Source organism: Xanthomonas graminis pv. graminis (assembly GCF_030168915.1).
GTDB lineage: Bacteria > Pseudomonadota > Gammaproteobacteria > Xanthomonadales > Xanthomonadaceae > Xanthomonas_A > Xanthomonas_A translucens.
The window spans coordinates 510,122-533,123 of record NZ_CP076255.1 but is presented as its reverse complement, the minus strand read 5'-3'; the positions used below and the strand labels follow the sequence as shown (position 1 = coordinate 533,123).

General features: G+C 69.9%; 17 protein-coding genes and 2 pseudogenes. 13 read left to right on the top strand and 6 right to left on the bottom strand.

Annotated elements, in window-relative coordinates; genetic code table 11:
* Nucleotides 1-223 precede the first annotated feature (223 nt).
* Nucleotides 224-2,113, top strand: a complete 1,890-nt coding sequence (gene mnmG / locus KHF85_RS02250) for a tRNA uridine-5-carboxymethylaminomethyl(34) synthesis enzyme MnmG (protein WP_284568361.1) — start codon at nucleotides 224-226, stop codon at nucleotides 2,111-2,113.
* Nucleotides 2,114-2,209: 96 nt separating this feature from the next.
* Here the strand turns inward: mnmG and KHF85_RS02245 are convergent, their stop codons facing one another.
* The 5 genes from KHF85_RS02245 to KHF85_RS02225 all read right to left on the bottom strand — a co-directional run bounded on the left by KHF85_RS02245 (nucleotide 2,210) and on the right by KHF85_RS02225 (nucleotide 10,426).
* Complete coding sequence (locus KHF85_RS02245) at nucleotides 2,210-3,136, bottom strand: IS110 family RNA-guided transposase (protein WP_284566813.1); 927 nt, start codon at nucleotides 3,134-3,136, stop codon at nucleotides 2,210-2,212.
* Nucleotides 3,137-3,430: 294 nt separating this feature from the next.
* Nucleotides 3,431-4,858, bottom strand: a complete 1,428-nt coding sequence (locus KHF85_RS02240) for an efflux transporter outer membrane subunit (RefSeq protein WP_284568360.1) — start codon at nucleotides 4,856-4,858, stop codon at nucleotides 3,431-3,433.
* Complete coding sequence (locus tag KHF85_RS02235) at nucleotides 4,855-7,983, bottom strand: efflux RND transporter permease subunit (protein WP_284568359.1); 3,129 nt, start codon at nucleotides 7,981-7,983, stop codon at nucleotides 4,855-4,857. Before KHF85_RS02235 ends, KHF85_RS02240 begins: the two co-directional genes overlap by 4 nt.
* A gap of 9 nt (nucleotides 7,984-7,992) precedes the next feature.
* The gene (locus KHF85_RS02230) at nucleotides 7,993-9,114 is read right to left on the bottom strand and encodes an efflux RND transporter periplasmic adaptor subunit (protein ID WP_284568358.1); all 1,122 of its coding nucleotides are present in this window, start codon (nucleotides 9,112-9,114) and stop codon (nucleotides 7,993-7,995) included.
* 454 nt (nucleotides 9,115-9,568) lie between these two features.
* Nucleotides 9,569-10,426 carry a PA4780 family RIO1-like protein kinase gene (locus KHF85_RS02225; RefSeq protein ID WP_284568357.1) on the bottom strand — a complete coding sequence of 286 codons (858 nt, stop codon included), beginning with the start codon at nucleotides 10,424-10,426 and terminating at the stop codon, nucleotides 9,569-9,571.
* Between the two features lie 567 nt (nucleotides 10,427-10,993).
* Between KHF85_RS02225 and KHF85_RS02220 the strand changes: the two genes are divergently transcribed.
* Together KHF85_RS02220 and KHF85_RS20700 are read left to right on the top strand one after the other, a co-directional pair.
* Complete coding sequence (locus KHF85_RS02220) at nucleotides 10,994-11,545, top strand: gamma carbonic anhydrase family protein (RefSeq protein WP_284568356.1); 552 nt, start codon at nucleotides 10,994-10,996, stop codon at nucleotides 11,543-11,545.
* Between the two features lie 172 nt (nucleotides 11,546-11,717).
* A pseudogene (locus KHF85_RS20700) lies at nucleotides 11,718-11,810 on the top strand (hypothetical protein); the annotation flags it as partial.
* A 44-nt stretch (nucleotides 11,811-11,854) separates the two neighbouring features.
* On the opposite strand, the gene KHF85_RS02210 reads toward KHF85_RS20700, so the two are convergent.
* Nucleotides 11,855-13,162 carry an MFS transporter gene (locus tag KHF85_RS02210; protein ID WP_284568354.1) on the bottom strand — a complete coding sequence of 436 codons (1,308 nt, stop codon included), beginning with the start codon at nucleotides 13,160-13,162 and terminating at the stop codon, nucleotides 11,855-11,857.
* A gap of 260 nt (nucleotides 13,163-13,422) precedes the next feature.
* Between KHF85_RS02210 and KHF85_RS02205 the strand changes: the two genes are divergently transcribed.
* From KHF85_RS02205 to KHF85_RS02165, 10 genes and pseudogenes are all read left to right on the top strand, one after another.
* Nucleotides 13,423-13,893: a gamma carbonic anhydrase family protein gene (locus tag KHF85_RS02205; RefSeq protein ID WP_284568353.1), complete on the top strand. Its 471-nt coding sequence runs from the start codon at nucleotides 13,423-13,425 to the stop codon at nucleotides 13,891-13,893.
* Between the two features lie 64 nt (nucleotides 13,894-13,957).
* A pseudogene (locus KHF85_RS20465) lies at nucleotides 13,958-14,413 on the top strand (RBBP9/YdeN family alpha/beta hydrolase); the annotation flags it as partial.
* Between the two features lie 219 nt (nucleotides 14,414-14,632).
* Nucleotides 14,633-15,559 (top strand): DUF2167 domain-containing protein, encoded by a 927-nt coding sequence (locus KHF85_RS20460; protein WP_345782178.1) that lies wholly within the window; start codon nucleotides 14,633-14,635, stop codon nucleotides 15,557-15,559.
* 225 nt (nucleotides 15,560-15,784) lie between these two features.
* On the top strand, nucleotides 15,785-16,471 hold the full coding sequence (locus KHF85_RS02195) for an RDD family protein (protein ID WP_284568351.1): 687 nt from the start codon (nucleotides 15,785-15,787) through the stop codon (nucleotides 16,469-16,471).
* Complete coding sequence (locus tag KHF85_RS02190) at nucleotides 16,468-17,493, top strand: stage II sporulation protein M (protein ID WP_284568350.1); 1,026 nt, start codon at nucleotides 16,468-16,470, stop codon at nucleotides 17,491-17,493. The genes KHF85_RS02195 and KHF85_RS02190 overlap by 4 nt, the downstream gene beginning before the upstream one ends.
* A complete protein-coding gene (locus KHF85_RS02185; RefSeq protein ID WP_284568349.1) occupies nucleotides 17,483-18,760 on the top strand; it encodes a hypothetical protein in 1,278 nt (425 codons plus the stop codon). Before KHF85_RS02190 ends, KHF85_RS02185 begins: the two co-directional genes overlap by 11 nt.
* Entirely contained in the window at nucleotides 18,691-19,170 is a 480-nt protein-coding gene (locus KHF85_RS02180) for a protease (RefSeq protein WP_284568348.1), read from the top strand. The genes KHF85_RS02185 and KHF85_RS02180 overlap by 70 nt, the downstream gene beginning before the upstream one ends.
* Nucleotides 19,167-20,363, top strand: a complete 1,197-nt coding sequence (locus KHF85_RS02175; protein ID WP_284568347.1) for a DUF4350 domain-containing protein — start codon at nucleotides 19,167-19,169, stop codon at nucleotides 20,361-20,363. Before KHF85_RS02180 ends, KHF85_RS02175 begins: the two co-directional genes overlap by 4 nt.
* The gene (locus tag KHF85_RS02170; protein ID WP_284568346.1) at nucleotides 20,360-21,352 is read left to right on the top strand and encodes an AAA family ATPase; all 993 of its coding nucleotides are present in this window, start codon (nucleotides 20,360-20,362) and stop codon (nucleotides 21,350-21,352) included. Before KHF85_RS02175 ends, KHF85_RS02170 begins: the two co-directional genes overlap by 4 nt.
* Nucleotides 21,353-21,515: 163 nt before the next feature.
* Nucleotides 21,516-22,814, top strand: coding sequence for a DUF58 domain-containing protein (locus KHF85_RS02165; protein WP_284568345.1), 1,299 nt, complete (start codon nucleotides 21,516-21,518; stop codon nucleotides 22,812-22,814).
* Nucleotides 22,815-23,002 lie beyond the last annotated feature (188 nt).

Genomic DNA, 23,002 nt, shown 5'->3' with positions numbered 1-23,002 from the left:
CAGCTCCCCCAACGTGCGCGTGACTGGCCCCTGTTCCAATTCCAGTCGTACGCCCCTGACGCAATGCCACGTTGGGTGCAGTAGGGTTATCTGCAGAGTGCATGCCAACTTTAATGCCGAATTCGTAAATTGTGATGCAGAACACAAAAATACCCTCTTCCAGTGCGCGTCGCGGCGCGAACACCCCCATTCCGGTCCGCGCGACCCGGCCAACGAGTCCCCGATGAGCGATTCCTTCTACCGCTACGACGTCATCGTGATCGGCGGCGGCCATGCCGGCACCGAGGCGGCGCTGGCCGCCGCGCGCGCCGGCGCGCGCACCCTGCTGCTGACCCACAATGTGGAGACGGTGGGCGCGATGAGTTGCAACCCGGCCATCGGCGGCATCGGCAAGGGCCACCTGGTCAAGGAGATCGATGCGCTGGGCGGGGCGATGGCGCATGCCGCCGACCTGGCCGGGATCCAGTGGCGCACGCTCAATGCCTCCAAGGGCCCGGCGGTGCGCGCCACCCGCTGCCAGGCCGACCGCAGCCTCTACCGCAGCGCGATCCGGCGCCTGGTCGAGGCGCAGCCCGACCTGACCCTGTTCCAGGCGGCGGTGGACGCGCTGATCGTGGAAGGCGAGCGCGTGCGCGGCGCCATCACCCAGACCGGCCTGCGCTTCGAGGCGGCGGCGGTGGTGCTGACCGCCGGCACCTTCCTGGCCGGCAAGATCCACATCGGCCAGACCCAGTACGCTGGCGGCCGTGCCGGCGACCCGCCGGCCACCGCGCTGGCGCAGACGCTGCGCGACGGCCGCTTCGGCGTGGACCGGCTCAAGACCGGCACCCCGCCGCGCATCGACGGGCGCAGCCTGGACTATGCGGCGATGGAGGAGCAGCCCGGCGACGATCCGCTGCCGGTTATGTCGTTCCTGGGCGAACGCGCCCAGCATCCGCGCCAGGTCTCCTGCTGGATCACCCATACCACCGAGCGCACGCACGCCATCATCCGCGGCGCGCTGGACCGCTCGCCGCTGTACACCGGCCAGATCGAAGGCATCGGCCCGCGTTACTGCCCCTCGATCGAGGACAAGGTGGTGCGCTTCGCCGAGAAGGCCAGCCACCAGATCTTCGTCGAGCCGGAAGGGCTGGACGTGGCCGAGATCTATCCCAACGGCATCTCCACCTCGCTGCCGTTCGACGTGCAGCTGGAGTTGGTGCGCTCGATCCGCGGCTTCGAGCGCGCCCACATCACCCGCCCCGGCTATGCGATCGAGTACGACTTCTTCGACCCCCGCGGGCTGAAGGCCTCGCTGGAGACCAAGGCCATGCCGGGGCTGTTCTTCGCCGGCCAGATCAACGGCACCACCGGCTACGAGGAAGCCGCCGCGCAGGGCCTGATCGCCGGGCTCAACGCGGCGCGCCAGGTGCGCGGGCTGGAACCGTGGTCGCCGCGCCGCGACCAGGCCTACATCGGCGTGCTGATCGACGACCTGATCACCCACGGCACCACCGAGCCGTACCGCATGTTCACCAGCCGCGCCGAGTACCGGCTGCAACTGCGCGAGGACAACGCCGACGCGCGCCTGACCGGCATCGGCCGCGAGCTGGGCCTGGTCGGCGAGGCGCGCTGGGCGCGCTTCCAGGCCAAGCAGGAGGCGGTGGCGCAGGAGAACGAACGGCTGCGCGCGCTGTGGGCCACGCCGGGCAATGCGCTGGGCCGCGAGGTCGCCGCGACGCTGGGCGTGGCGGTGAGCCGCGAGACCACCGTGCTCGACCTGATCAAGCGTCCGGAGCTGGACTACGCCGCGCTGATGCGGGTGCCGTCGCTGGGCCCGGGCGTGGACGACGCGCAGGTCGCCGAGCAGGTCGAGATCGGCATCAAGTACGCCGGCTACCTGGACCGCCAGCGCGACGAGATCGCGCGCCAGCAGCGCCACGAGGACACGCCAATTGCCGAGGCGTTCGACTACGCGCAGGTGCGCGGGCTGTCGGCCGAGGTGCAGCAGAAGCTGCAGCGCGTGCGCCCGCAAACCGTGGGCCAGGCGCAGCGCATCCCCGGCATGACCCCGGCGGCGATCTCGCTGCTGCTGGTGCACCTGGAGCGCGCGCGGCGCAGCCGGGTGGCGTGAGCGGCGGCGGTCGGTAGGGCGTGGCACGCATTTTCCCAGGCGACTGCTACCCGTCCACGGCTGCCCACGCCTGCCCTTGTAGGAGCAACTGTCTTCTCATCCGATAACCTCACGCCATGGTGTGCGATCTCGTGCCATGGCGTTGAGTCGGATAAGCAGCACGCGCATGCATGCGGTGATGGCGACCTTGGCGGGCTTGCCGCGTGCCCGTAACTGTTGATAACGCTCCTTGAAGGAGGCTTGAGTGCGCACAACGCTCCAACAGGCCATGTACAGCACTCGTCGGATCGTGGCACGCCCGCCGCGGATGCGGCGTTTGCCGCAGTGCTGCCCGCTGTCCACGTTGTAGGGAGCCAGGCCGACCAGGGCCGCGATCTGGCGACGATCCAGCGTCCCCAGTTCGGGCAGATAGGCCATCAGGCTGGCGGTGGTGACCTCGCCGATGCCCGGGACCGTGCCCAGGGCGTGCGCCAGCGCATCGTCGAGCTGGCACCGCACCTGCTTGATCGCCTGGTTCATCCGCTGGATACGGCGGCGCACGTCGCCGATCTGCTCGATCAGGCACGCGCGCACCATGGCCAGGGTCGCCTGATGCAAGCGACGGCGCTCGTCGTCACGTTGCTGGACCAGTTGCTCGCGGCGCTGGACCAGCATGCGCAGTTGCTCACGCAAGGGATCGGGAGCCGGCGCGGGCGCTTGCACCAGGTGAGCCATGCGCGCCAGCAAGGCCGCATCCAGCGGATCGGTCTTGGCGGTTGTGCCCAAGGCCGTGGCGAAAGCGCGTGCCCGGCGCGGATTGATCCGGGTCACCGGGATCCCTGCCGTGGCCAGTGCCGTCATCACCGCCCGTTCGTAGCCGCCGGTGGCCTCCAGCAGCGCGTTGCCGACGCAGTGCCCGGCAAGGTGGTCGCACAGGCGCTGGTGGCCCTGGGCGGTATTGGGAAAGGACAGCAACTGGTCCAGGGGAAGCACGTGGACGGCCAAGGTGTCCTTGGCCACATCGATACCGATCCAAAGAGGCATAAGCGTTAGGTAGACTGGGGGACAGGAGAGAGCCACCTCGTCGCTGCCCACGCTTGTGAAGTTCGAGCGAACGCTCGTTCAACTGTTCGGGCTAGGCAACGAGGTCGATGTGCGGCCGCCCTGGCTCCTACACGTGCTTGAACACTACGGCCTGTCGGCGTGCCGCACATCGCTCTCCACTCAAACTGTAGAGCAATCTCCAGACACAAGCGGCTTCAGACGCGACACAATCTCTGATAATGCCTGTCGCGGCTGAAGCCGCTCCTACAGGGGCAACGGCGCGCTGGATTGCGCTCACCGCCCCGCCGCCGTGGCATCCGCGCCGCCGCCCAGCACGGTGTACAGCGCGACCCGGTTGCTGTCGTCCTGCAGGCGCAGGGCGATCAGGTCCTGCTGCGCGGCATACAGCGAACGCTGCGCGTCCAGCACCTGCAGGTAGCCGTCCACGCCGGCGCGGTAGCGCGCTTCGGCCAGCGTGTGGCTGCGCCGCACCGCCTCCACCAGCGCCCGTTGCGCGCTCAGCTGGGCGTCGAGGTGGTCGCGCTGCGCCAGCGCATCGGCGACGTCGCTGAAGGCGCTCTGGATGGCTTTCTCGTATTGGGCCACGGCGATGTTCTTGCCGATCCTGGAGACGTCCAGCGAGGCCTTCAGCGCGCCGGCGTGGAAGATCGGCAGCGCGATGCTGGGCACGAACGCCCAGGTGCGCGAACCCGCCGCGAACAGGGTGGACAGCGCGTCGCTGCTGCGCCCGCTGGAGGCGGTCAACGACACGGTCGGGAAGAATGCCGCGCGGGCGGCGCCGATGCCGGCGTTGGCGGCCTTCAGCGCGTGCTCGGCGGCGAGCACGTCGGGACGCTGCAGCAGCACCGCGGCATCCAGCTGCGCCGGGACCGGCGCCAGCGCCACGCTGCCGTCGAACGCATCGGTGCCGGCCAGCAGCGCCGCGTCCACCGGCGCGCCGACCACCAGTTGCAGCGCGTCGCGCGCCTGCGCGAGCTGGGTAGCAGCGCGCGCGACCGCGACCCGCGCCGCTTCCACGCTGCTCTGGATCTGCGCCAGGTCCAGGCCCGAGCCGATGCCGTTGGCGTGCTGAGCGCGGCTGCGTCGCAGCGTCTGCTCCTGGCTGTCCAGGGTCTGCTGTGCCAGGGCCAGCGACTGCTGGTCGGCACCGACCGCGAGCCAGGCGTCGGCGATCTGGCCGATCAGGCTCAAGCGCACGCTGCGCTGGGTTTCGGCGCTGGCCAGCCAGGTTTCCAGGGCTTCGTCCTTCAGGCTGCGCACGCGCCCGAACAGGTCCAGCTCCCAACTGCTGATGCCGACCTGCACGGTGTCGCTGCTGTCGATCTGCGCCTGCCCGCTGTCGCTGGCGCTGGCACTGGTGCGCTGGCGGCGGCTGCTGGCAGTGGCATCCAGCGCCGGCGCCAACGCGGCGCGCTGGATCCGGTACTGCGCGCGCGCCTTGTCGATCGCGAGCATGGCCACGCGCAGGTCGCGGTTGTTGTCCAGGCCCAGGGCGATGACCTGGCGCAGGCGCGGATCCAGGAACACCTCGCGCCAGTCCGGCAGCGCCAGCGCGGCGCCGGCCGCGGGCGTGGCGCTGCCCGCGGTGTCGAACCGCAGCGGCACCGGCGCGGCCGGGCGCGCGTAGTGCGGGGCCATGCTGCACGCGGCCAGCGCCGTGCAGCAGGCCAACGCCAGCAGGCGCGACGACCGTGCGCTCATGGCGTGGCCTCCAGTGGCGGATGCTTGCTGCCGGGAAACACGCTGCGCACGATCACGTAGAACAACGGCACGAAGAACAGCCCCAGGGTGATCGACGCCAGCGTGCCGCCGGTGACGCCGGTGCCCAGCGAATGGCGCGCCGCCGAGCCGGCACCGTGACTGAACACCAGCGGCAGCACGCCGAGCAGGAACGCCAGCGAGGTCATCAGGATCGGCCGCAGGCGCATCTGCACCGCGTGCAGGGTGGCGGCCAGCAGGGGTTCGCCGCGGTGCTCCAGCTCGCGCGCGAACTCCACGATCAGGATGCCGTTCTTGGCCGCCAGGCCGACCGTGGTCAGCAGGCCGACCTGGAAATACACGTCGTTCTGCAGGCCGCGCACGGTCATCAGCAGCGCCGCGCCGAACACCCCCACCGGCACCGCCAGCATCACCGCGAACGGGATCGTCCAGCTTTCGTACAGCGCCACCAGGCACAGGAACACGAACAGCAGCGAGATCGCGTACAGCGCCGGCGCCTGGTTGGCCGACAGCTTCTCCTGGTAGGCCATGTCCGACCACGCGTAGCCGAAGCCATGCGGCAGCTGCTTGCTCAGTGCGGCCATGGCGTCCATCGCCGCGCCGGAGCTGACGCCAGCCACCGCCTGGCCAGTGAGTTCCATCGCCGACACGCCGTTGTAGCGCTCCAGCGCGGCCGGCGCGCTGGTCCAGTGCGAGGTGGTGAAGGCGGACATCGGCACCATGTCGCCGCTGGCGTTGCGCACCGTCCAGCGCTGCAGATCCTGCGGCGCCATGCGCGCCTCGGCGTCGCCCTGCACGAACACCTTCTTGATGCGGCCCTTGTAGATGAAGTTGTTGACGAAGTCGCCGCCGAGCGCGCTGTTGAGCGTGGCGTTGATGTCGCCCGGGTCCACGCCCTGCGCCTGGGCCTTGTCGTCGTCGATCTTGACCGCATAGACCGGCGCGTCCTCCAGGCTGGCGTAGCGCACGTCGCGCAGCTTGGGATCGCGCCCGGCCAGGCGCAGCAGCTTGTCACGCGCATCCACCAGGGCGGCGTGGCCGGCGCCTTCGTAGTCCATCAGCTCGAAGGTGAAGCCGGAGGCGTCGCCGAGGCCGCTGATGGCCGGCGGCGAGGTCACGAACAGTTCCGCGTCGGGCACGTCGGCCAGGGCCTGGTTGAGATGCGCGGCGATGGTGTCGGCATCGTCCTCGCGGTCGTCCCAGTCCTTGAGGCGGACGAAGGCCATGCCGACGTTCTGCCCGGCACCGGTCACGCTGAAGCCGGCCGAGGACAGCACCGAGCGCACGCCCGGCTCGTGCAGCGCGGCCTTGGTCAGGCGGTCGGTCACCGCCAGGGTCTGCTCCAGGGTGGAGCCGGCCGGCAGCTTGACCAGCACGTTGAGCATGCCCTCGTCCTCGTCGGGCAGGAACGCGCCGGGCAGGCGCCACAGCAGCACGCCGGTGAGACCCAGCAGCAGCGCGTAGGCGAGCAGGCTCAGCGCGCGCCGGCCCAGCACGCGCTCGACCAGCGCGCGATAGCGCTCGGACAGCTGGCCGAAGCGCGTGTTGAACCAGACGAAGAACCGGCCGAGGCGGCCGTGCGAGCCGATCGGCGCCTCGCCCTGGTGCAGGGGCTTGAGGATGGTCACGCACAGCGCCGGGGTCAGGGTCATCGCCACCAGCACCGACAGGATCATCGAGGCGGCGATGGTGATCGAGAACTGCCGGTAGATGACCCCGGTGACGCCGTTGAAGAAGGCCATCGGCACGAACACCGCGGTCAGCACCAACACGATGCCGACCAGCGCGCCGCCGATCTGCTGCATCGAGCGCAGCGTCGCCTCCTTCGGCGGCAGCCCTTCCTGGCTCATGACCCGCTCCACGTTCTCCACCACCACGATGGCGTCGTCCACCAGCAGGCCGATCGCCAGCACCATCGCGAACATGGTCAAGGTGTTGATCGAGTAGCCGAACGCGGCCAGCACGCCGAAGGTGCCCATCAGCACCACCGGCACCGCGATGGTCGGGACCAGGGTGGCGCGCCAGTTCTGCAGGAACAGGTACATCACCGCCACCACCAGCAGCACCGCTTCGATCAGGGTGATGACCACTTCCTTGATCGAGGTGGTCACGAACGGCGTGGTGCTGAAGGCGATGTGGTAGCTGTAGCCGTGTGGCCAGTACTGCTTGAGCTCCTGCAGGCGCGCGTCGATCGCCTTTGACGTTTCCACCGCGTTGGCGTCGGCGTTCAACTCGATGCCCAGCGAGGCCGACGGCTTGCCGTTGAAACGGGTGATGCTGTCGTAGGTTTCCGGACCCAGGCCGATCCTGGCCACGTCGGACAGGTGCACCGCCGCGCCGCCGGGACCGCTCTTGAGCACGATCGCGCCGAACTGCGCCGGCGTGTGCAGGCGGCTGCGCGTGGTCACGGTCGCATCCAGGCGCTGCCCGCGCGGCGCCGGCTGGCCGCCGATCTCGCCGGCCGACACGTCGGTGTTCTGCGCCTGCAGCGCGTTCTCCACGTCAGAGGGCATCAGCGCGTACTTGCGCAGCTTCTCCGGATCCAGCCAGATGCGCATGGCGTACTCCGAGCCCATCGGCTGGATGTTGCCCACGCCGCTGACCCGGCTGATCTGGTCGTCGATGTTCGATTCCATGTAGTTGGCGACATCGAAGTTGTCCATGCTGCCGTCGTCGGAGGTGAACGCCACCACCTCGAACAGCGAGCCGCTGGACTTGGTGATGACCAGGCCGTTCTGCTGCACCGCCTGCGGAAGCACCGACATCACCGACTGCAGCTGGTTCTGCACCTGCACCTGCGCGGTGTCGGCATTGGTGCCGGTCTCGAACACCAGGTTGACCTGCGCGGTGCCGTCCGAGGCGCTGGTCGAGGTCATGTACAGCAGGTGGTCCAGGCTCTGCTGCGACTGCTCGATCAGCTGGGTGACGGTGTTCTCCACGGTCTGCGCCGAGGCGCCGGTGTAGGCGGCGCGCACGGTGATGGTCGGCGGCGCCATCTGCGGATAGCGCTCGATCGGCAGCGCATGGATGGCCAGCATGCCGACCAGGACGACGACGATGGCCATGACCCAGGCCACCACCGGGTGGTTGACGAAAAAACGCGACATGGCAGCTCCTCAGTCGGCCTGGGCGTCGCCCGGCACCGCGGGCGCGGCCTGGAGCTGCGCGGCGCTGAGCGCATACGGCACGACCGGCTTGCCGATCTCGGCGCGGCTGCCGTTGACCACGATCAGCCGCTCGCCCGGCTTGAGTCCGGACTGCACCACCCAATCGTGGCCCACCGTGTCGCCGGTGCGGATGCGCCGCTCCAGCACCCGGTTGTGCGCGTCGAGCAGCTTCACCAGCGGTTCGCCCTTGGCATCGCGGGTCACCGCCTGTTGCGGCACCAGGATCGCACCCGGGTCACTGGCCAACGGCAGCAGCGCGCGCAGGTACATGCCGGGCAGCAGCAGGTGCTGCGGATTGGGCACGACCACGCGCAAGGTGACCCCACCGGTGCCGGGATCGACCGAGGTGCCGACGAATTCCAGCGTGCCGGTATGCGGATAGACGCGGCCGTCCTCCAGCCGTACCCGCACCGCGACCTTGCCGTCGCTGGCCTTGATACGGCCGGCGTCGAGTTGCTCGCGCAGCGCCAGCAGCTGCGTGCTGGACTGGCTCACGTCCAGGTAGATCGGGTCCAGCCGCTGGATCCTGGTCAGCGCCGCGTCCTGTTGCGCGGTCACCAGCGCGCCGGCGCTGTAGGCCGAGGTGCCGATGGTGCCGGAGATCGGCGCCAGCACGCGGGTGTAGTCGAGATTGATGCGCGCCGCCTGCAAGGCTGCCTGCGCCGCCACCACGTTGGCTTCGGCTTCCTTCAAGGCGGCCAGCGCATCGTCGGCATCCTGCTTGCTGGCCGCATCCAGCGCGACCAGGGTGCGGTAGCGCTCGGCCTTGGGCCGCGCCGCGAGCGCCGCGGCCTGGGCCTGCGCGAGTTGCCCGCGGGCGCTGTCGTAGGCGGCCTGGTACGGCGCCGGATCGATCTGGTAAAGCACCTGTCCGGCCACGACGTCCTGGCCTTCGGTGAACAGCCGCTTGCGCACCAGGCCGTTGACCTGCGGGCGCACGTCGGAGACCTCGAAGGCGACGGTACGGCCGGGCAAGGCCTGCTCCACCGGCATGGTCTGCGCGCTCACCGCGAGGGTGCCGACCTTGATCGGCGGCGGCGGTTGCGCCGTGGACGAACACCCCGCCGCCATCGTCAGCGCAATAACGGATCCACAGAAAATGAAACAACGAGGCGCAGCGAAGGCGTCGAACATAAGCGAGAAATCGTGGGGGTGGGGAGATCGAAGCGCGCAACGCTACACGAAATGTATTCCCGCGATACAGCGCGACGAAAACGGCAGTCAGCTGCCACTTCAACTTGCGTGCGCGCGCAGAAAGATTGGCGAAAGATTGGTATTGCGGGCGATACGTTGGTATCGCATCGGGATACGCATATTGGCGTTTGCGCTGCGCGATCGCGCGCGTTTGCCGAGCGCATGGTGGTGCCGCGTCATGCCGCGGCGGCGCTCACGGCGTGGCCGCGGCAAGCGGTGACGACGATGGCCAAAGCTGCAGGCCGCGGCAGTGGCGCCGCCGATGCGATCGGCGGCGCGGCGCGGCGCTGGGCGCGTGTTCGGCAGGCCGCAGGAGGCACTGCCGCTGCGCTCAATCCTCGTCGGCGGCAGCCTCGCGACCCTGCTGGCGAATGATCGCTTCCTGCCGTGCATCCTCGATCGAATCGCGCACGGCGCGCACGTCGGCGCGGTGGGTGTCGAACACGAAGCGGCCGCTGAGCGCGCTGTCCGGGCGCAGCTCGCCCTGCTCGTACAGCGCCCACATCTCCTCGCCGTAGTAAGTGTCGTTGAGTTCGGGCGCGGCGCGGCCCAGGCAATCGCGCAGGTTGTGCACGTCGCGCAGCAGCATGTCGCGCGCGGCGTTGTTGCCGGCGGCGCTGACCACCTGCGGGAAATCGATCAGCACCGGGCCGGCGGCGGCGACCAGCACGTTGTATTCGGATAGGTCGCCGTGCACCAGGCCCAGGCACAGCATCTTCACCACGTCGCCGATCAGCTGCGTATGGAACGCGCGCGCCTGCTCCGGCTCCAGCTCCACTTCGCCCAGCCGCGGCGCGCTCTGCCCGTCGGCATCGGTGACCAGGTCCATCAGCAGCACGCCGTGGAAGTAGCCGCGCGGCTGCGGCACGTGCACGCCGGCATCCACCAGCTGGTACAGGGTGTTGGCCTCGGTGTCCTTCCACGCGGCCTCCTGCTCGCGGCGGCCGAACTTGGTCGCCTTGCCCATCGCCCGCGCCTGGCGGCTGCCGCGCACCTTGCGGCCCTCCTGGTACTGCACGCGGGCCTGGAAGCTGCGCTGCGCCATGTCCTTGTAGACCTTGGCGCACAACACGTCATCGCCAGCCTGGACCACGTACACGGCGGCCTCCTTGCCACTCTTGAGCGGACGCAGCACGCTGTCGATGACGCCGTCCTCGATCAGCGGCTGCAGGCCCTGGGGGGTTTTCATCGGACGCGGGGGCCTTGAAGGGGAAAACCGGATTATGACCCAACCGTGGGTGCATGCCGGGCGACAACGGCGGCCTGGCCGGCCGCCAGCGGAGTAAAGTGGTCGCTGCGATCGCCGCCACGGCGGCCGCAGCCGGCAATCCATTCGTGCAATCGTCCAGAGGGTGTCATGAGCAAGGGCTTGGATCAGAAGAAGAGCGACAAGAAGCAGCCGACCAAGACGCTGAAGGAAAAGCGCGCCGCCAAGAAGGAAAAGAAGAAGTAGCAAACGCCTCCGGCGAGCTCGCGCGACGGGCTCGCCGGACCGCGACCGCCGATGCGGCGCGCGGCATCCTGGCCCCGCCCGACGGCGATGCCCTGGCCTGCATCGCGTGCGCCCCTGGCCCGTGGGCAAGCGTGCCGCGCCTGCGCGCACGACGATCCCCCCTTATCAACCGCGCCAGTGCTGGCATCCCCGCGGTCCCCGCGATGCGCCCGAAGCGCCCGAAGCGCTTCGCAGCCAGGCGCTATCATCGACAGCCGCGCCGCAGTCCGGTGCTTGCCCCCACCCGCTCCCTCGGAGAATGCCGTGAACCCGATCCGTCCGTTCCTGGACAAGACGCCGCAGCTGGGCGCACGCGTCTACGTGGATCCGGCCTGCACCATCATCGGCGACGTGGTACTGGGCGAGGACGTCTCGGTGTGGCCGGGCACGGTGATCCGCGGCGACGTCAACCACGTGCATATCGGCGCGCGCAGCAACATCAAGGACGGCACCATCCTCCATGTCAGCCACCACAGCCCGTTCAACAAGGCCGGCTACCCGACCCTGATCGGCGCGGACGTGACCGTCGGCCACGGCACCATCATCCACGCCTGCACCATCGAGGACCTGTGCCTGATCGGCATGGGCGCGTGCATCCTGGACGGGGCCACGGTGAAGAAGTACGGCTTCGTCGGCGCCGGCGCGGTGGTCGGCCCCGGCAAGACCGTCGGCGAAGGCGAGCTGTGGCTGGGCAATCCCGCCCGCAAGGCACGCATGCTCAGCGACCGGGAGATCGAGAGCCTGCACTACTCGGCGCAGCACTACGTGCGCCTGAAGGATCGCTACCTGGCCGCGGCCGCTGCGTCGCCGCCATAGGCGCCGCGGCACGCCGGCACCGCTACTGCCCCGCCAACGCCAGCCGCGCGCGGCCGATCGGGCGCGGCGCCTCGCTGAGGCGGTCGACACCGGCGTCGGGGCGGTACCGCTGACGGGCGCGCGGTACGGTGAAGAAGAACCGCGTCTGGTCGGCGCTGGTCAGGCGCCGCCATTGGCCACCCGCAGCGCGATCGACCTGAAGTCCCGGCGCATCGCCTGGCAGCTGCCGGTGGGGACGATGCAGGACACCGGCCCGCTCGGGTTCAAGATGCATCTGCCGATCCCCACACGCGGCGCGCAGCGCGCGGCTCAACGCGTGCGCAGGGCCAGCAGCGCCACCGCCGCCAGGAGCAACGGCACCGTGCACAGCAGATACAGGTGCTGGGGCGACCAGCCGCCGTCCAGCAGCCACCCCACCGTCGGCGGCGACAGGATCGCGCCGATGCGGCCGATGCCGATCGCCCAGCCCAGGCCGGTGCTGCGGATCGACGCATCGAATACCACCGGTGCGGTCGCGTAAAGCCCGGACATCGCCGCGAACACCGCCGCACCGATGACCAGGGCAATCGCGAAGGCCGACGCAAGGTGCGTGCTGTAAGCGCTGAAAGCCAGCATCGCCAACGCCCCCAGCAGGAACATCGCCAGCGTCGACCAACGCAAGGACCAGCGCACCGCCAGCCAACTGAACACACCGCCGCCGACGATACCGCCCAGGTTGAGCAAGGTGCCGCCGGTGATCCCCTGCTGCGCCGACATACCGGCCGCGATCAGCAACTTGGGTGTCCAACTCAGGACGAAAAAGAATGCGAACATGTGCAAGAAGAACGCCAGTGCGAGCAACAGCGAACGTCGGCGCATCGCACCGACGAACAGCACGGCATAACCCTGGCGTGGAACGGCATCGCGCGGCGGCAACGCCGGCAACTCCGGTAATGGCGCCTGCCGCATGCGCAGCAACGTCGCGTTGAGCTGGGCCAGCGCGTTGCTCGGGCGCTGGCTGACCAGGAAATCCAGCGACTCGGGCAAACACGCCAGCACCAGCGGCATGCACAGCAGCGAACACCCCGCGCCGAACAGAAATACCGCGTGCCAGTGCAGGTGCCAGCGTTCGAGCAGCAAGCCGGCAATCACGCCGCCGAGCGCGGCGCCGATCGGATAGCCGGTGGTCTGCAACACCACCGCCGCGCTGCGCCACCTGGCGCTGGCGTATTCGGCGGTGATCGCCCCGATGCTGGGAAACATCGCGCCGATGCCGAGGCCGGTGAACGCCCGCAAGATCCAAAGCTGCTGCACATTCTGCGCCATCGCCGAGGCTCCCATGGCCACGGTGAGAATCGCCAGGCAACCCAGGATCAGGCGCCGCCGCCCCCAACGATCGGCCAGGGGCGCCACACACAACGAGCCCACCGCCATGCCGATCAAACCGGCACTGAGCAACCCGCCCAGGAGCTTGCCGGACAACTGCCACTCGTCGGACACGTGCGATGCAGTGAATGCCATCACCATCACGTCGAAGCCGTCGAGCATGGTCAACACCACGCAAATCCCGACGGCCATCCATTGGAAGCCACCCATGCGGTCCTGCATGAGGGAGCCTGGTACAGCAGCATGCGGCATGACGAAATTCCTGCATGAAAGGGGAAATACAGCGGCCGGACGCTACCGCGCCTGCCTGACCCGATGCAATGCACTGCTTTGCATTTACCGTAGACGCATCGCATGACCCACCCCGATGCGCAAGAAAAACGCGCATGCCCATGCTCCGCATCGGTACGCTGGCATCTGCCTGCGCGTGCCTGCTAGGCAGCGGCCGGATCGGCACGCAGACTGGCATCGCCTGCCGCTACGGCCATTGACCGCCATCGTCGCGGACCGCCATGGCCCCGATCCGCCCATTCCTCGACAAGTCACCCCAACTCGGCGCACACGCCTACGTGGATCCGGCCTGCACCATCATCGGCGACGTGGTACTGGGCGAGAACGTGTCGGTGTGGCCGGACCCGGTGATCCGCGGCGACGTCAACCGCGTGCGCATCGGCGCGCGCAGCAACATCCAGGACGGCGCCATCCTCCACGCCTGCACCATCGAGAACCTGTGCCTGATCGGCATGGGCGCGTGCCTCCTGGACGGCGCCACGGTGAAGAAATACGGCTTCGTCGGCGCCGGCGCGGTGGTCGGGTCGGGCAAGACCGTGGGCGAGCGCGAGCTGTGGCTGGGCAATCCGGCGCGGCTGGCGCGCACGCGCAGCGACAAGGAGATCGAACGCCTGCACTACTGCGCGCAGCACTACGTGCGGCTCAAGGACCGCTACTTGGATTCATCGGCAAAATGCCGCCGGCGGCGATGAATCGCCATGGCACGACGACGCGCGCATCGCGACACTGGCCGCTCTCTGCAACCGAGCGTAGCGCATGCAAGCGCTTGTGATCGTGCCGGGCATCGGCGACTCGGGGCCGGAACACTGGCAGACCCATTGGCAACGGCACGACCCGCGCATGCGGCGGCTGCAGCCGGACTCCTTCGCGCAGCCGCAGCTGCACGATTGGCTGCAGGCGCTCGACCGCTGCGTGGACGCGTGCGTCACGCCGCCGCTACTGGTCGCGCACAGCCTGGGCTGCCTGCTGATTGCGCACTGGGCCGTGCGTGCCACGCGCCTGCCGCGCGGCGCCTTCCTGGTCGCGGTTCCCGATCCGCACAGCGCCGCGTTTCCGCATGCGCAGGCCGCCAGCTTCGTCCCGGTGCCGGCGGCGCCGCTGCCGTTTCCCAGCCTGATCGTGGCCAGCGGCGACGATCCGTACGCGACGCCGTCCTACAGCCGCCGTTGCGCATCCGTCTGGGGCAGCGGCCTGGTCGAATTCGACGGCCTGGGCCACCTCAATGCGGCCAGCGGCCTGGGTGCGTGGCCGGGCGGCGCGCAGTTGCTGGCCGCGTTCGACTCGGGCATCGGCCGCCTGCCCGCGCCGGCCGCCGCCGCGCCGGCACCAGCCGCGCCGCGACCACCGCGCCACGCCGGCGACTGGCGCGCACAGGCGCTTTGCGCGACACTGCGCGCCTCTGGCGTGGGGACGCCACCGAATGGATTCGCGATGACCAAGACACTTCCGTTGCGCGGCCTGCTGGCCGCTTTCCTGCTTGCGCTGGGCGCCAGTGCCGGAGCGGCTGTGGCCGTGGCCGAAGAAGAGAATGGCAAGGACGGCATGAGCGCCGAGCAGTTCGTCGCCTCGCTGCATTTCCAGGACGGGCACATCGCAGTGCCGCAGGCCAAGGTGCATTTCGACCTGAACCACGACTTCCGCTATCTGGGCAAGGACGACGCGCGCCAGGTCCTGGAATCTTACTGGGGCAACCCGCCCGACGACAGCGTGCTGGGCATGATCGTGCCGCGCCAGCCCGCGCTGGACGAAAAGGGCAGCTGGGCGGTGGTGGTCACCTATGCCGACGACGGCTACGTGTCCGACGAGGACGCCAGCAAGATCGACTACAAGGACATGCTCGCGGACATGCAGAAGCAGACCCGCGAGGAGAACACGCCGCGCAAGGAAGCCGGCTACGAGAGCGTGGACCTGGTCGGCTGGGCGGTGCCGCCGCGCTACGACGCCGCGACCAAGAAACTGTACTGGGCGCGCGAGCTGGCGTTCCAGGGCAGCCCAGGCCACACCCTCAACTACGACATCCGCGTGCTCGGCCGCCACGGCTACCTGAGCCTCAACGCGATCGCCGGCATGGATGCGCTGCCACAGGTGCGCGCAGGCATGCAGCAACTGCTGCCGATGGCCGAATTCGACAGCGGCGCGCGCTATGCCGACCACAACCCGTCCACCGACAAGATTGCCAGCTATGGCCTGGCGACCTTGATCGGCGGCGGCCTGGCCGCCAAGGCCGGCCTGTTCGCCAAGCTCGGCCTGCTGCTGGCCAAGGCCTGGAAGCTGGTGGCGCTGGGGGGGATGGCGCTGGTCGGCGGCATCGGCAAGCTGTTCTCCGGGCGCAAGCGCGACGGCGGCACGGTACGTTGAGCGGCCTACGCGGCGCGCGTGTCGCGCCGTCGTCGTCGTCATCGCGTGAAGACCCTGCGGCGCCGGGCACGGCGCCGACTGGGCAATTGGCGCCGCGCCGGCTACAGTCGCGGTTCGGAGCAGGACGCAATCGAGATCACGCATGCCGCCACAGGCCGCCGGCCGGACGCAAGGACGGTTTTCCTACATCGCAGGCGCGCAGGCGCGCCGCGCCGCAATCCGGCGATGAGCGGCATGCTCGACACCTACCGTGAAGTGATCACGCCCGAAGGCGTGCCGCTGCAGTTGCCGGCCGCCGGCGCGGTGCCGCGCGCGCTGGCCTGGCTGATCGACCTGGCGGTGCGCTTCGCCGTGCTGACCGCGATGGGCATGCTGCTCGGCGCGCTCGGCGGCTTCGGCCAGGGCCTGTACCTGGTGGCGATGTTCCTGGTGTTCTGGGCCTACCCGATCGTGCTCGAAGGCTGGTTCGGGCAGACCCTGGGCAAGAAGGCGCTGGGCCTGCGCGTGGTCGCGCGCGACGGCGCCCCGGCCGGGTGGATGGCGGCGATCACCCGCAACCTGCTGCGCACCGTGGACATGCTGCCGTTCGGCTACGCCATCGGCCTGATCGCCTGCCTGTTCGACGCGCATGCGCGGCGCCTGGGCGACATGGTCGCCGGCACCCTGGTGATCCACCAGGCGCCGCGCCACGCGGCGGCGCCGCCGCCGATCGCCAGCGCCGTGGCGCCGCCGTGCCGCCTGTTGCCGGCCGAGCAGGCGGCGTTGATCGCCTTCGCCGAGCGCGCGCCGCGGCTGGCCCCGGCGCGGCAGTTGGAACTGGCCACGCTGGCGCTGCCGTTGACCCAGACGCCCGGCCAGGCCGGCGTGCTGCGGCTGTATGCGATGGCCAACTGGCTGCTGGGGCGGCGATGAGGCAGGAGCAGTTCATCGCCCGCCACCAGCACGAGTGGGAGGCCTTCGAGACCTGGCTGCACACGCGCGGCCGCAAGCGCCCCGCGAGCGCGGACGCGAGCGCGCCCGACAGCGCCGCGCACGCATGGCGCCTGGCCGACGAAGACATGCCCGCCCGCTACCGGCGCCTGTGCCAGCAGCTGGCGCTGGCCCGCAAGCGCGGCTACAGCCCGCTGGTCACCGCGCGCCTGCAGCAACTGATGCAACAGGGCCACACCGAACTGTACCGGCCGCCGCGGCCGCGCTGGCGGCGCGCGGCCGAGTTCCTGTTCGCCGATTTCCCGCAGCTGGTGCGCAGCCAGGCCGGCTGCATGGCCGCGGCCACGGCGCTGTTCGTGGTGCCGCTGGTCACCATCTTCGTGCTGCTGCAGTACCGGCCGGAACTGATCCACGGCTTGATGGAACCCATGCAGATCGCGCAGATGGAACGGATGTACGACCCGGCCACCGCCGCGCACAAGCTCGGCCGCGACAGCGGCGACGACTGGCAGATGTTCGGCCACTACATCATGAACAACATCAGCATCGGCCTGCGCACCTTCGCCAGCGGCCTGCTGGCCGGGCTCGGCACGGTGCTGGTGCTGTTGTTCAACGGCGTCACCATCGGCGCGGTGGCCGGGCACCTGCATCAGATCGGGTACGGCGTGACGTTCTGGCGCTTCGTCGCCGGGCATGCGCCGTTCGAACTGACCGCGATCGTGATCGCCGGCGGCGCCGGCCTGCAACTGGGCTTGAAGCTGCTGGCGCCGGGCCGGCGCCGGCGCATCGATGCGCTGGTCGAAGGCGGCACCATCGGCGCCAAACTGTGCCTGGGCGTGGCGTTCATGCTGCTGGTCGCCGCCTTCATCGAGGCGTTCTGGTCCTCGATCGGCGCGCTGCCGGCGGCAGTGAAGTACACCGTGTCCGGGCTGCTATGGACGCTGGTGCTGGTCTGGCTGTGGCGCGGCGGACGCGGCATGGCGGAGGCCGGCGATGCGGATTGAGCGCCTGGACGTGGTGCTGCGCGCACGCTCGGCCTGGGAGGCGATGGAGCTGGGCAGCGCGCTGGTGCGCCGCCATGCCGGCGCGATCTGGAAACCGTGGCTGCTGATCAGCGTGCCGCTGTTCGCGCTGCTCAATCTCGGCGCCTGGGCGATCGACCAACTCTGGCTGGCCGGGCTGCTGTTGTGGTGGCTGAAACCAGTGCTGGACCGGATCCCGCTGTTCGTGATCTCGCGCGGCGTGTTCGGCGACGTGCCAAGCGTGCGCGACACGCTGCGCGCGCAGCTGGGTTGGGGCTGGCGCCCGATGCTCGGCTACCTGACCTGGCGCCGGCTGAGCCCGGCGCGCACGGTGCTTATGCCGCTGGAGCTGCTGGAAGGGGCCAGTGCCGAACAGCAGCGGCAGCGCCGCCGCACCCTGGGCGGTGCGGTGTACGGGCATGCGCTGCTGCTGGCCAGCGTGTGCTGGCATTTCGAGGCGATGCTGCTGCTGGCGTGCATCGCCGCGATCGCGATGTTCGTGCCGGTGGACCTGCTGCCGGAAACGGCGCGCGCGGCGTGGGCGCTGATCGGCGATGAGAACCCGGTGTGGGCCGACGTCGGCCTGAACGCCTTCGGCTGGTTGGCGACGACGCTGATCGAACCGTTCTTCGTCGGCGCCGGTTTCGGCCTGTACCTCAACCGCCGCACCGAGATCGAAGCCTGGGACGTGGAAATGGCGCTGCGCCGGCTGCGCGATCGGCTGGGCGGCGCCGCACCGCTGCTGCTGGCCCTGGTCCTGCTCGGCGTACCGGGCGCCGCGTTGCGCGCGCAGACCGCAGCGCCGGGCAGCGAAGGCCCGGTCGCGGCCGACCCGCATGCGCTGTCCCCGCTCCGGCGACGGAAGCGCCGCACGACGCCGCCAACGCCGCGGACGACGGCACCGCGATGGGCGATCCGCACAAGGCTCAGGACGATGGAGATGACGAAGACGAAGACGCTGCCGAGCCTGCCGCGCTCGACGACATCTTCAACACCGTGCCCGCCGCCGACGCGCGCTTCGACCGCGCCGCCGACCGCGCCTACCAGGATCCGCTGCTGTCGGGCAAGCGCAGCATCGGCTACTGGAAGAAGCGCGACCGCAACGACGACGACGAGAAACCCAAGCCGGACAAGATCGATCCGCGCTTCGGCAAGGGCTTGCTGGCGAGCCTGGCGGCCGTGTTCGCGTTCGTCGGCGAATGGGGCATGTGGTTGCTGGCCGGCATGCTGGTGCTGGTCCTGCTGCTGACCGCCAAGCACTGGCTGCCGTGGATGCGCGGCAGCGTGCGCAAGCGTGCCGCGGTCGAGACGCCGGTGGCGCATGCGCCGGTGCTGAGCGCCGAGCCGCTGCCGGACGACGTCGCCACCCTCGCGCGGCGGCTGTGGCGCGAGGGCAGGCAGCGCGACGCGCTGGCGCTGCTGTATCGCGCCAGCGTGGCGACCGTGTGCGAACGGGCCAACCTGGTGCTGCCGCCCGGCGCCACCGAAGCGCAATGCCTGCGCGCCTCCAGGCGCCTGTCGGACGATGCCGACCGCAGCCTGTTCGCGCGCATGGTGCGCACCTGGCAATACGCCGCCTATGCCGGGCGTCTGCCCGACGACGACGCCTTCGCCGGCTTGCTCGACGAGCTGCAGCAGCAGTACCGGTGGCGCGCATGAACAGCGGCACCCGCAATGCGCTGATCTTCCTGCTCGGGCTATTGGTGACCAGCGTACTGGCGGCCTGGTTCCTGGGCCGCTACGAACGCGCCGAACGCGAACTGGCGCTGCCGCCGCGCGGCGAGGCCGCGTACAACCCGCTGTATGCGTTGCGCCAGACCCTGCGCGCCGACGGCGTGCGCGCCGAATCGCGGCAGCGCCTGGACCTGGCGGCGATGCGCCTGCAGTCGCACGACAGCGTGCTGCTGTTCGGCGACCCGCGCGCGCTGAGCAAGCCCGACAGCGATGCGCTGCTGGCCTGGGTCGAGCGCGGCGGCCACCTGATCCTGCGCACGCCGGCGGCCGACGGCGACGACGACAAGACCACGCTGCCTATCTTCGATGCGCTCGATGTCAGCCTGGAGGACGGCACGCCGGACGCCTGCCTGAAACTGGCCATTCCCGGGCAGCCCGAACACAGCGAGTTCTGCAACGGCCGGCGTTTCCAGGTCGACTATGACGCGGCGAGCAATCTGTGGGGCAGCGACGAGGACTACGCCTACGCGCGCCTGCCGTACGGCGACGGCAACGTCGACGTGCTGGCGGAGATGGACTTCCTGCAGAACGAGGATTCGCGCATGCGCAAGACCCTCGAAACCAAGGGGTCGCCGATGGAGGACTCGCCGTTCTTCCGCCAGGGCGGCCTGCGCGACGTGCCGCACCGCCTGCTGGCGCGGCAGATCCTGGCGCCCAACTACGGCCACGGCACCATCTACCTGATCTACTCCGCCGAACTGCCGTCGCTGTGGCGCACGCTGTTCACCCGCGGCTGGCCGGCCTGGGTGCCGGCGCTGTTGATGCTGCTGGCCTGGCTCTGGTCGCGCATGCAGCGCTTCGGTCCGCTGCGCGCCTCGCCGGCCGGCGACCGCCGCTCGCTGCTGGAGCACGTGCGCGCCAGCGGCGAGCACCTGTTCCGCAACGGCAAGTCCGCGCTGCTGTACGCGGCGATGCGCCAGGCGTTCCTGACCCGGCTGCGGCGCCGCGCACCGCTCGCCGCGGCGCTGCAGGGGCCTGCGCAGGCCGCGGCCATCGCCGAACGCCTGAACCTGTCGCCAGCGCAGGTCGAACAGGCGCTGCAGGCGCCAGCGCCGAAACAACACGCCGCCTTCCGCGATCGCATTCGCCTCCTCGTCCAGATGAGAAACCAGTTATGACCACCGCCCCCGCCGAATCCGTCGCCCCCCTCACCGGCCCCGCCCTGATCGAACGCGTCGAGGCGATCCGCGACGCGGTCGGCCAGGCCTTCATCGGCCAGCCGGAGGTGCTCGAGCAGATCCTGATCGCGCTGCTGGCCGGCGGCCACGTGCTGATCGAAGGCGTGCCCGGGCTGGGCAAGACCCTGCTGGTGCGCGCGCTGGCGCAGGCGCTGGAACTGAACTACGCACGCGTGCAGTTCACCCCCGACCTGATGCCCAGCGACGTCAGCGGCCATGCCGTGTACGACCCCAAGACCGAGAGCTTCAAGATCCGCCGCGGCCCGGTGTTCACCCACCTGCTGCTGGCCGACGAGATCAACCGCGCCCCGGCCAAGACCCAGTCGGCGCTGCTGGAAGTGATGCAGGAAGGCCAGGTCACCATCGAGGGAAAAGCGTTTCCGCTGGCGCCGCCGTTCCTGGCCCTGGCCACGCAGAACCCGGTCGAGCAGGAAGGCACCTATCCGCTGCCGGAAGCGCAGCTGGACCGCTTCCTGCTGAAGATCCTGATCGACTATCCGCAGCTCGAAGACGAAAAGCGCATGGTGGAAGCGGTCACCACCGGGCGCAGCGCCGGCGACTTCGACCTGTCGCAGGTGCCGCGCGTGCTCAGCGCCGAAGACGTGGTGGCGATGCAACTGGGCACCGCGGCGATCGCAGTGGACCCGCAGGTGATCGACTACGCGGTGCGCATCGTCGCCGCCACCCGCAGCTGGCCGGGCATCGCGCTCGGCGCCGGCCCGCGCGGCAGCATCGCGCTGATCCGCGCCGCGCGCGCGCAGGCGGTGCTGTCCGGCCGCGACTTCGTCACCCCCGACGACATCCGCGACATCGCCAAGCCGGCACTGCGCCACCGCATCGCGCTGGCCCCGGAACTGCAGATCGAAGGCCAGAGCGCCGACGACGCGCTGGGCGCGCTGCTGGCGAAGGTGGAGGCACCGCGGAAATGAGGCTCGGGACTGGGGACTCGGGACTCGGGACTCGGTGCTGGGTCGCGGCTGATCGTATGCAGGCATGGCACGCGACATGCGGCAGGTGCTTCACTTACGTTCCGCGCAGCGCCGTGCTGTTCCGGGTCCCGAGTCCCGAGTCCCGAGTCCCGGCGAGCCCCCCATGAGACCCGCCCCGCCCCTGCTAGCCCTGCTCGGCCTGTGGGCGCTGTGCGGCCTGGCCACGGCGCTGGAGTTGCTGCCGCTGTGGCCGTGGCAGGCGCTGGGGGCGGCGATCGCGGTGGTCGCCGCGCTCGATGCGTGGCGGCTGTGGCGCAGCCCCACCCCGCAGCTGCGCCGCGAATTGCCCGAAGCCTTGCCGCTGGGCGTGGAGCGCGAGGCCGGGCTGCGCATCGACAGCGCGCAACGGCAGACGCTGGACGTGTTCGATCTGGTGCCCGGCGGCTGGTGGATGCAGGGCCTGCCGCGGCGCGTGACCCTGCCCGCCGCCAGCGAAACCCGCCTCAGCTACCGGCTGCGCCCGACCGCGCGCGGCCGCTTCGACTTTCCCGGCACGCACCTGCGCCTGCACTCGGCCTGGCGCCTGTGGCGGCAACGGCGCGTGGCCGGCGCGGCGCAGACCGTGCGCGTGTATCCGAACTTCGCGCCGCTGACCCGCTTCGCCCTGTTCAGCGCCGAACAGGCCTCGCGGCTGGTCGGCGCGCACCTGAAGCGGCGCCGCGGCGAAGGCACCGACTTCCACCAGATGCGCGAATACCGGGTCGGCGACAGCCTGCGCCAGATCGACTGGAAGGCCACCTCGCGCGCGTGCAAGCTGATCTCGCGCGAATACCAGGACGAGAAGAACCAGCAGCTGCTGATGCTGATCGACACCGGGCGGCGGATGATGGCCAGCGAAAGCGGCCTGTCGCATTTCGACCACGTGCTCAATGCCGCGCTGGTGGTGTCGTACCTGGCGCTGCGCCAGGGCGATGCGGTGGGGCTGATGGCCAGCGGCGGCGACGCGCGCTGGGTCGCGCCGCAGCGCGGCATGGGCACGGTCGATGCGCTGCTGCGCGCCAGCTACGACCTGCAGCCGCAGGCGGTAGCCACCGATTACCTGGCCGCGGCGACCGAACTGTCGCTGCGCCAGCGTCGGCGTTCGCTGGTGATGCTGATCAGCAACGTGCGCGACGAAGACATCGAAGACCTGCTCGCCGCGGTGCGGCTGCTGCAGCGCCGGCATCTGGTGTGCGTGGCCAGCCTGCGCGAACGCGCGCTGGACCAGGCGCTGGCGCAGGACGTGCACGACCTGCAGCAAGCGGTGCAGGCAGGCGCGGTGGCGCGCTATCTGCAACAACGCGGCGACGCCCACGACGCGCTACGCAGCCACGGCGTGATGGTGCTCGACGTCACCGGCGAGGAGCTGCCGGGCGCGCTGGTGGAACGCTATCTCGCGGTCAAACGCGACGGATTGTTGTAGCGGCGCGTCCGCCGCGCGGACGATCTCGTAGACAAGTCGCCATGGCGCCGCACCGACGCCGGCCACGCGGCGGCTCGAAGTATTTCAAGACGAATTCGGCGTTCGATCACGCCGTGCTTCGCGCTGCGCGATGCAGATGACGATGCATCCCGCATTCATGTTTCCGCTTTCGTCATTTGCATAGTATT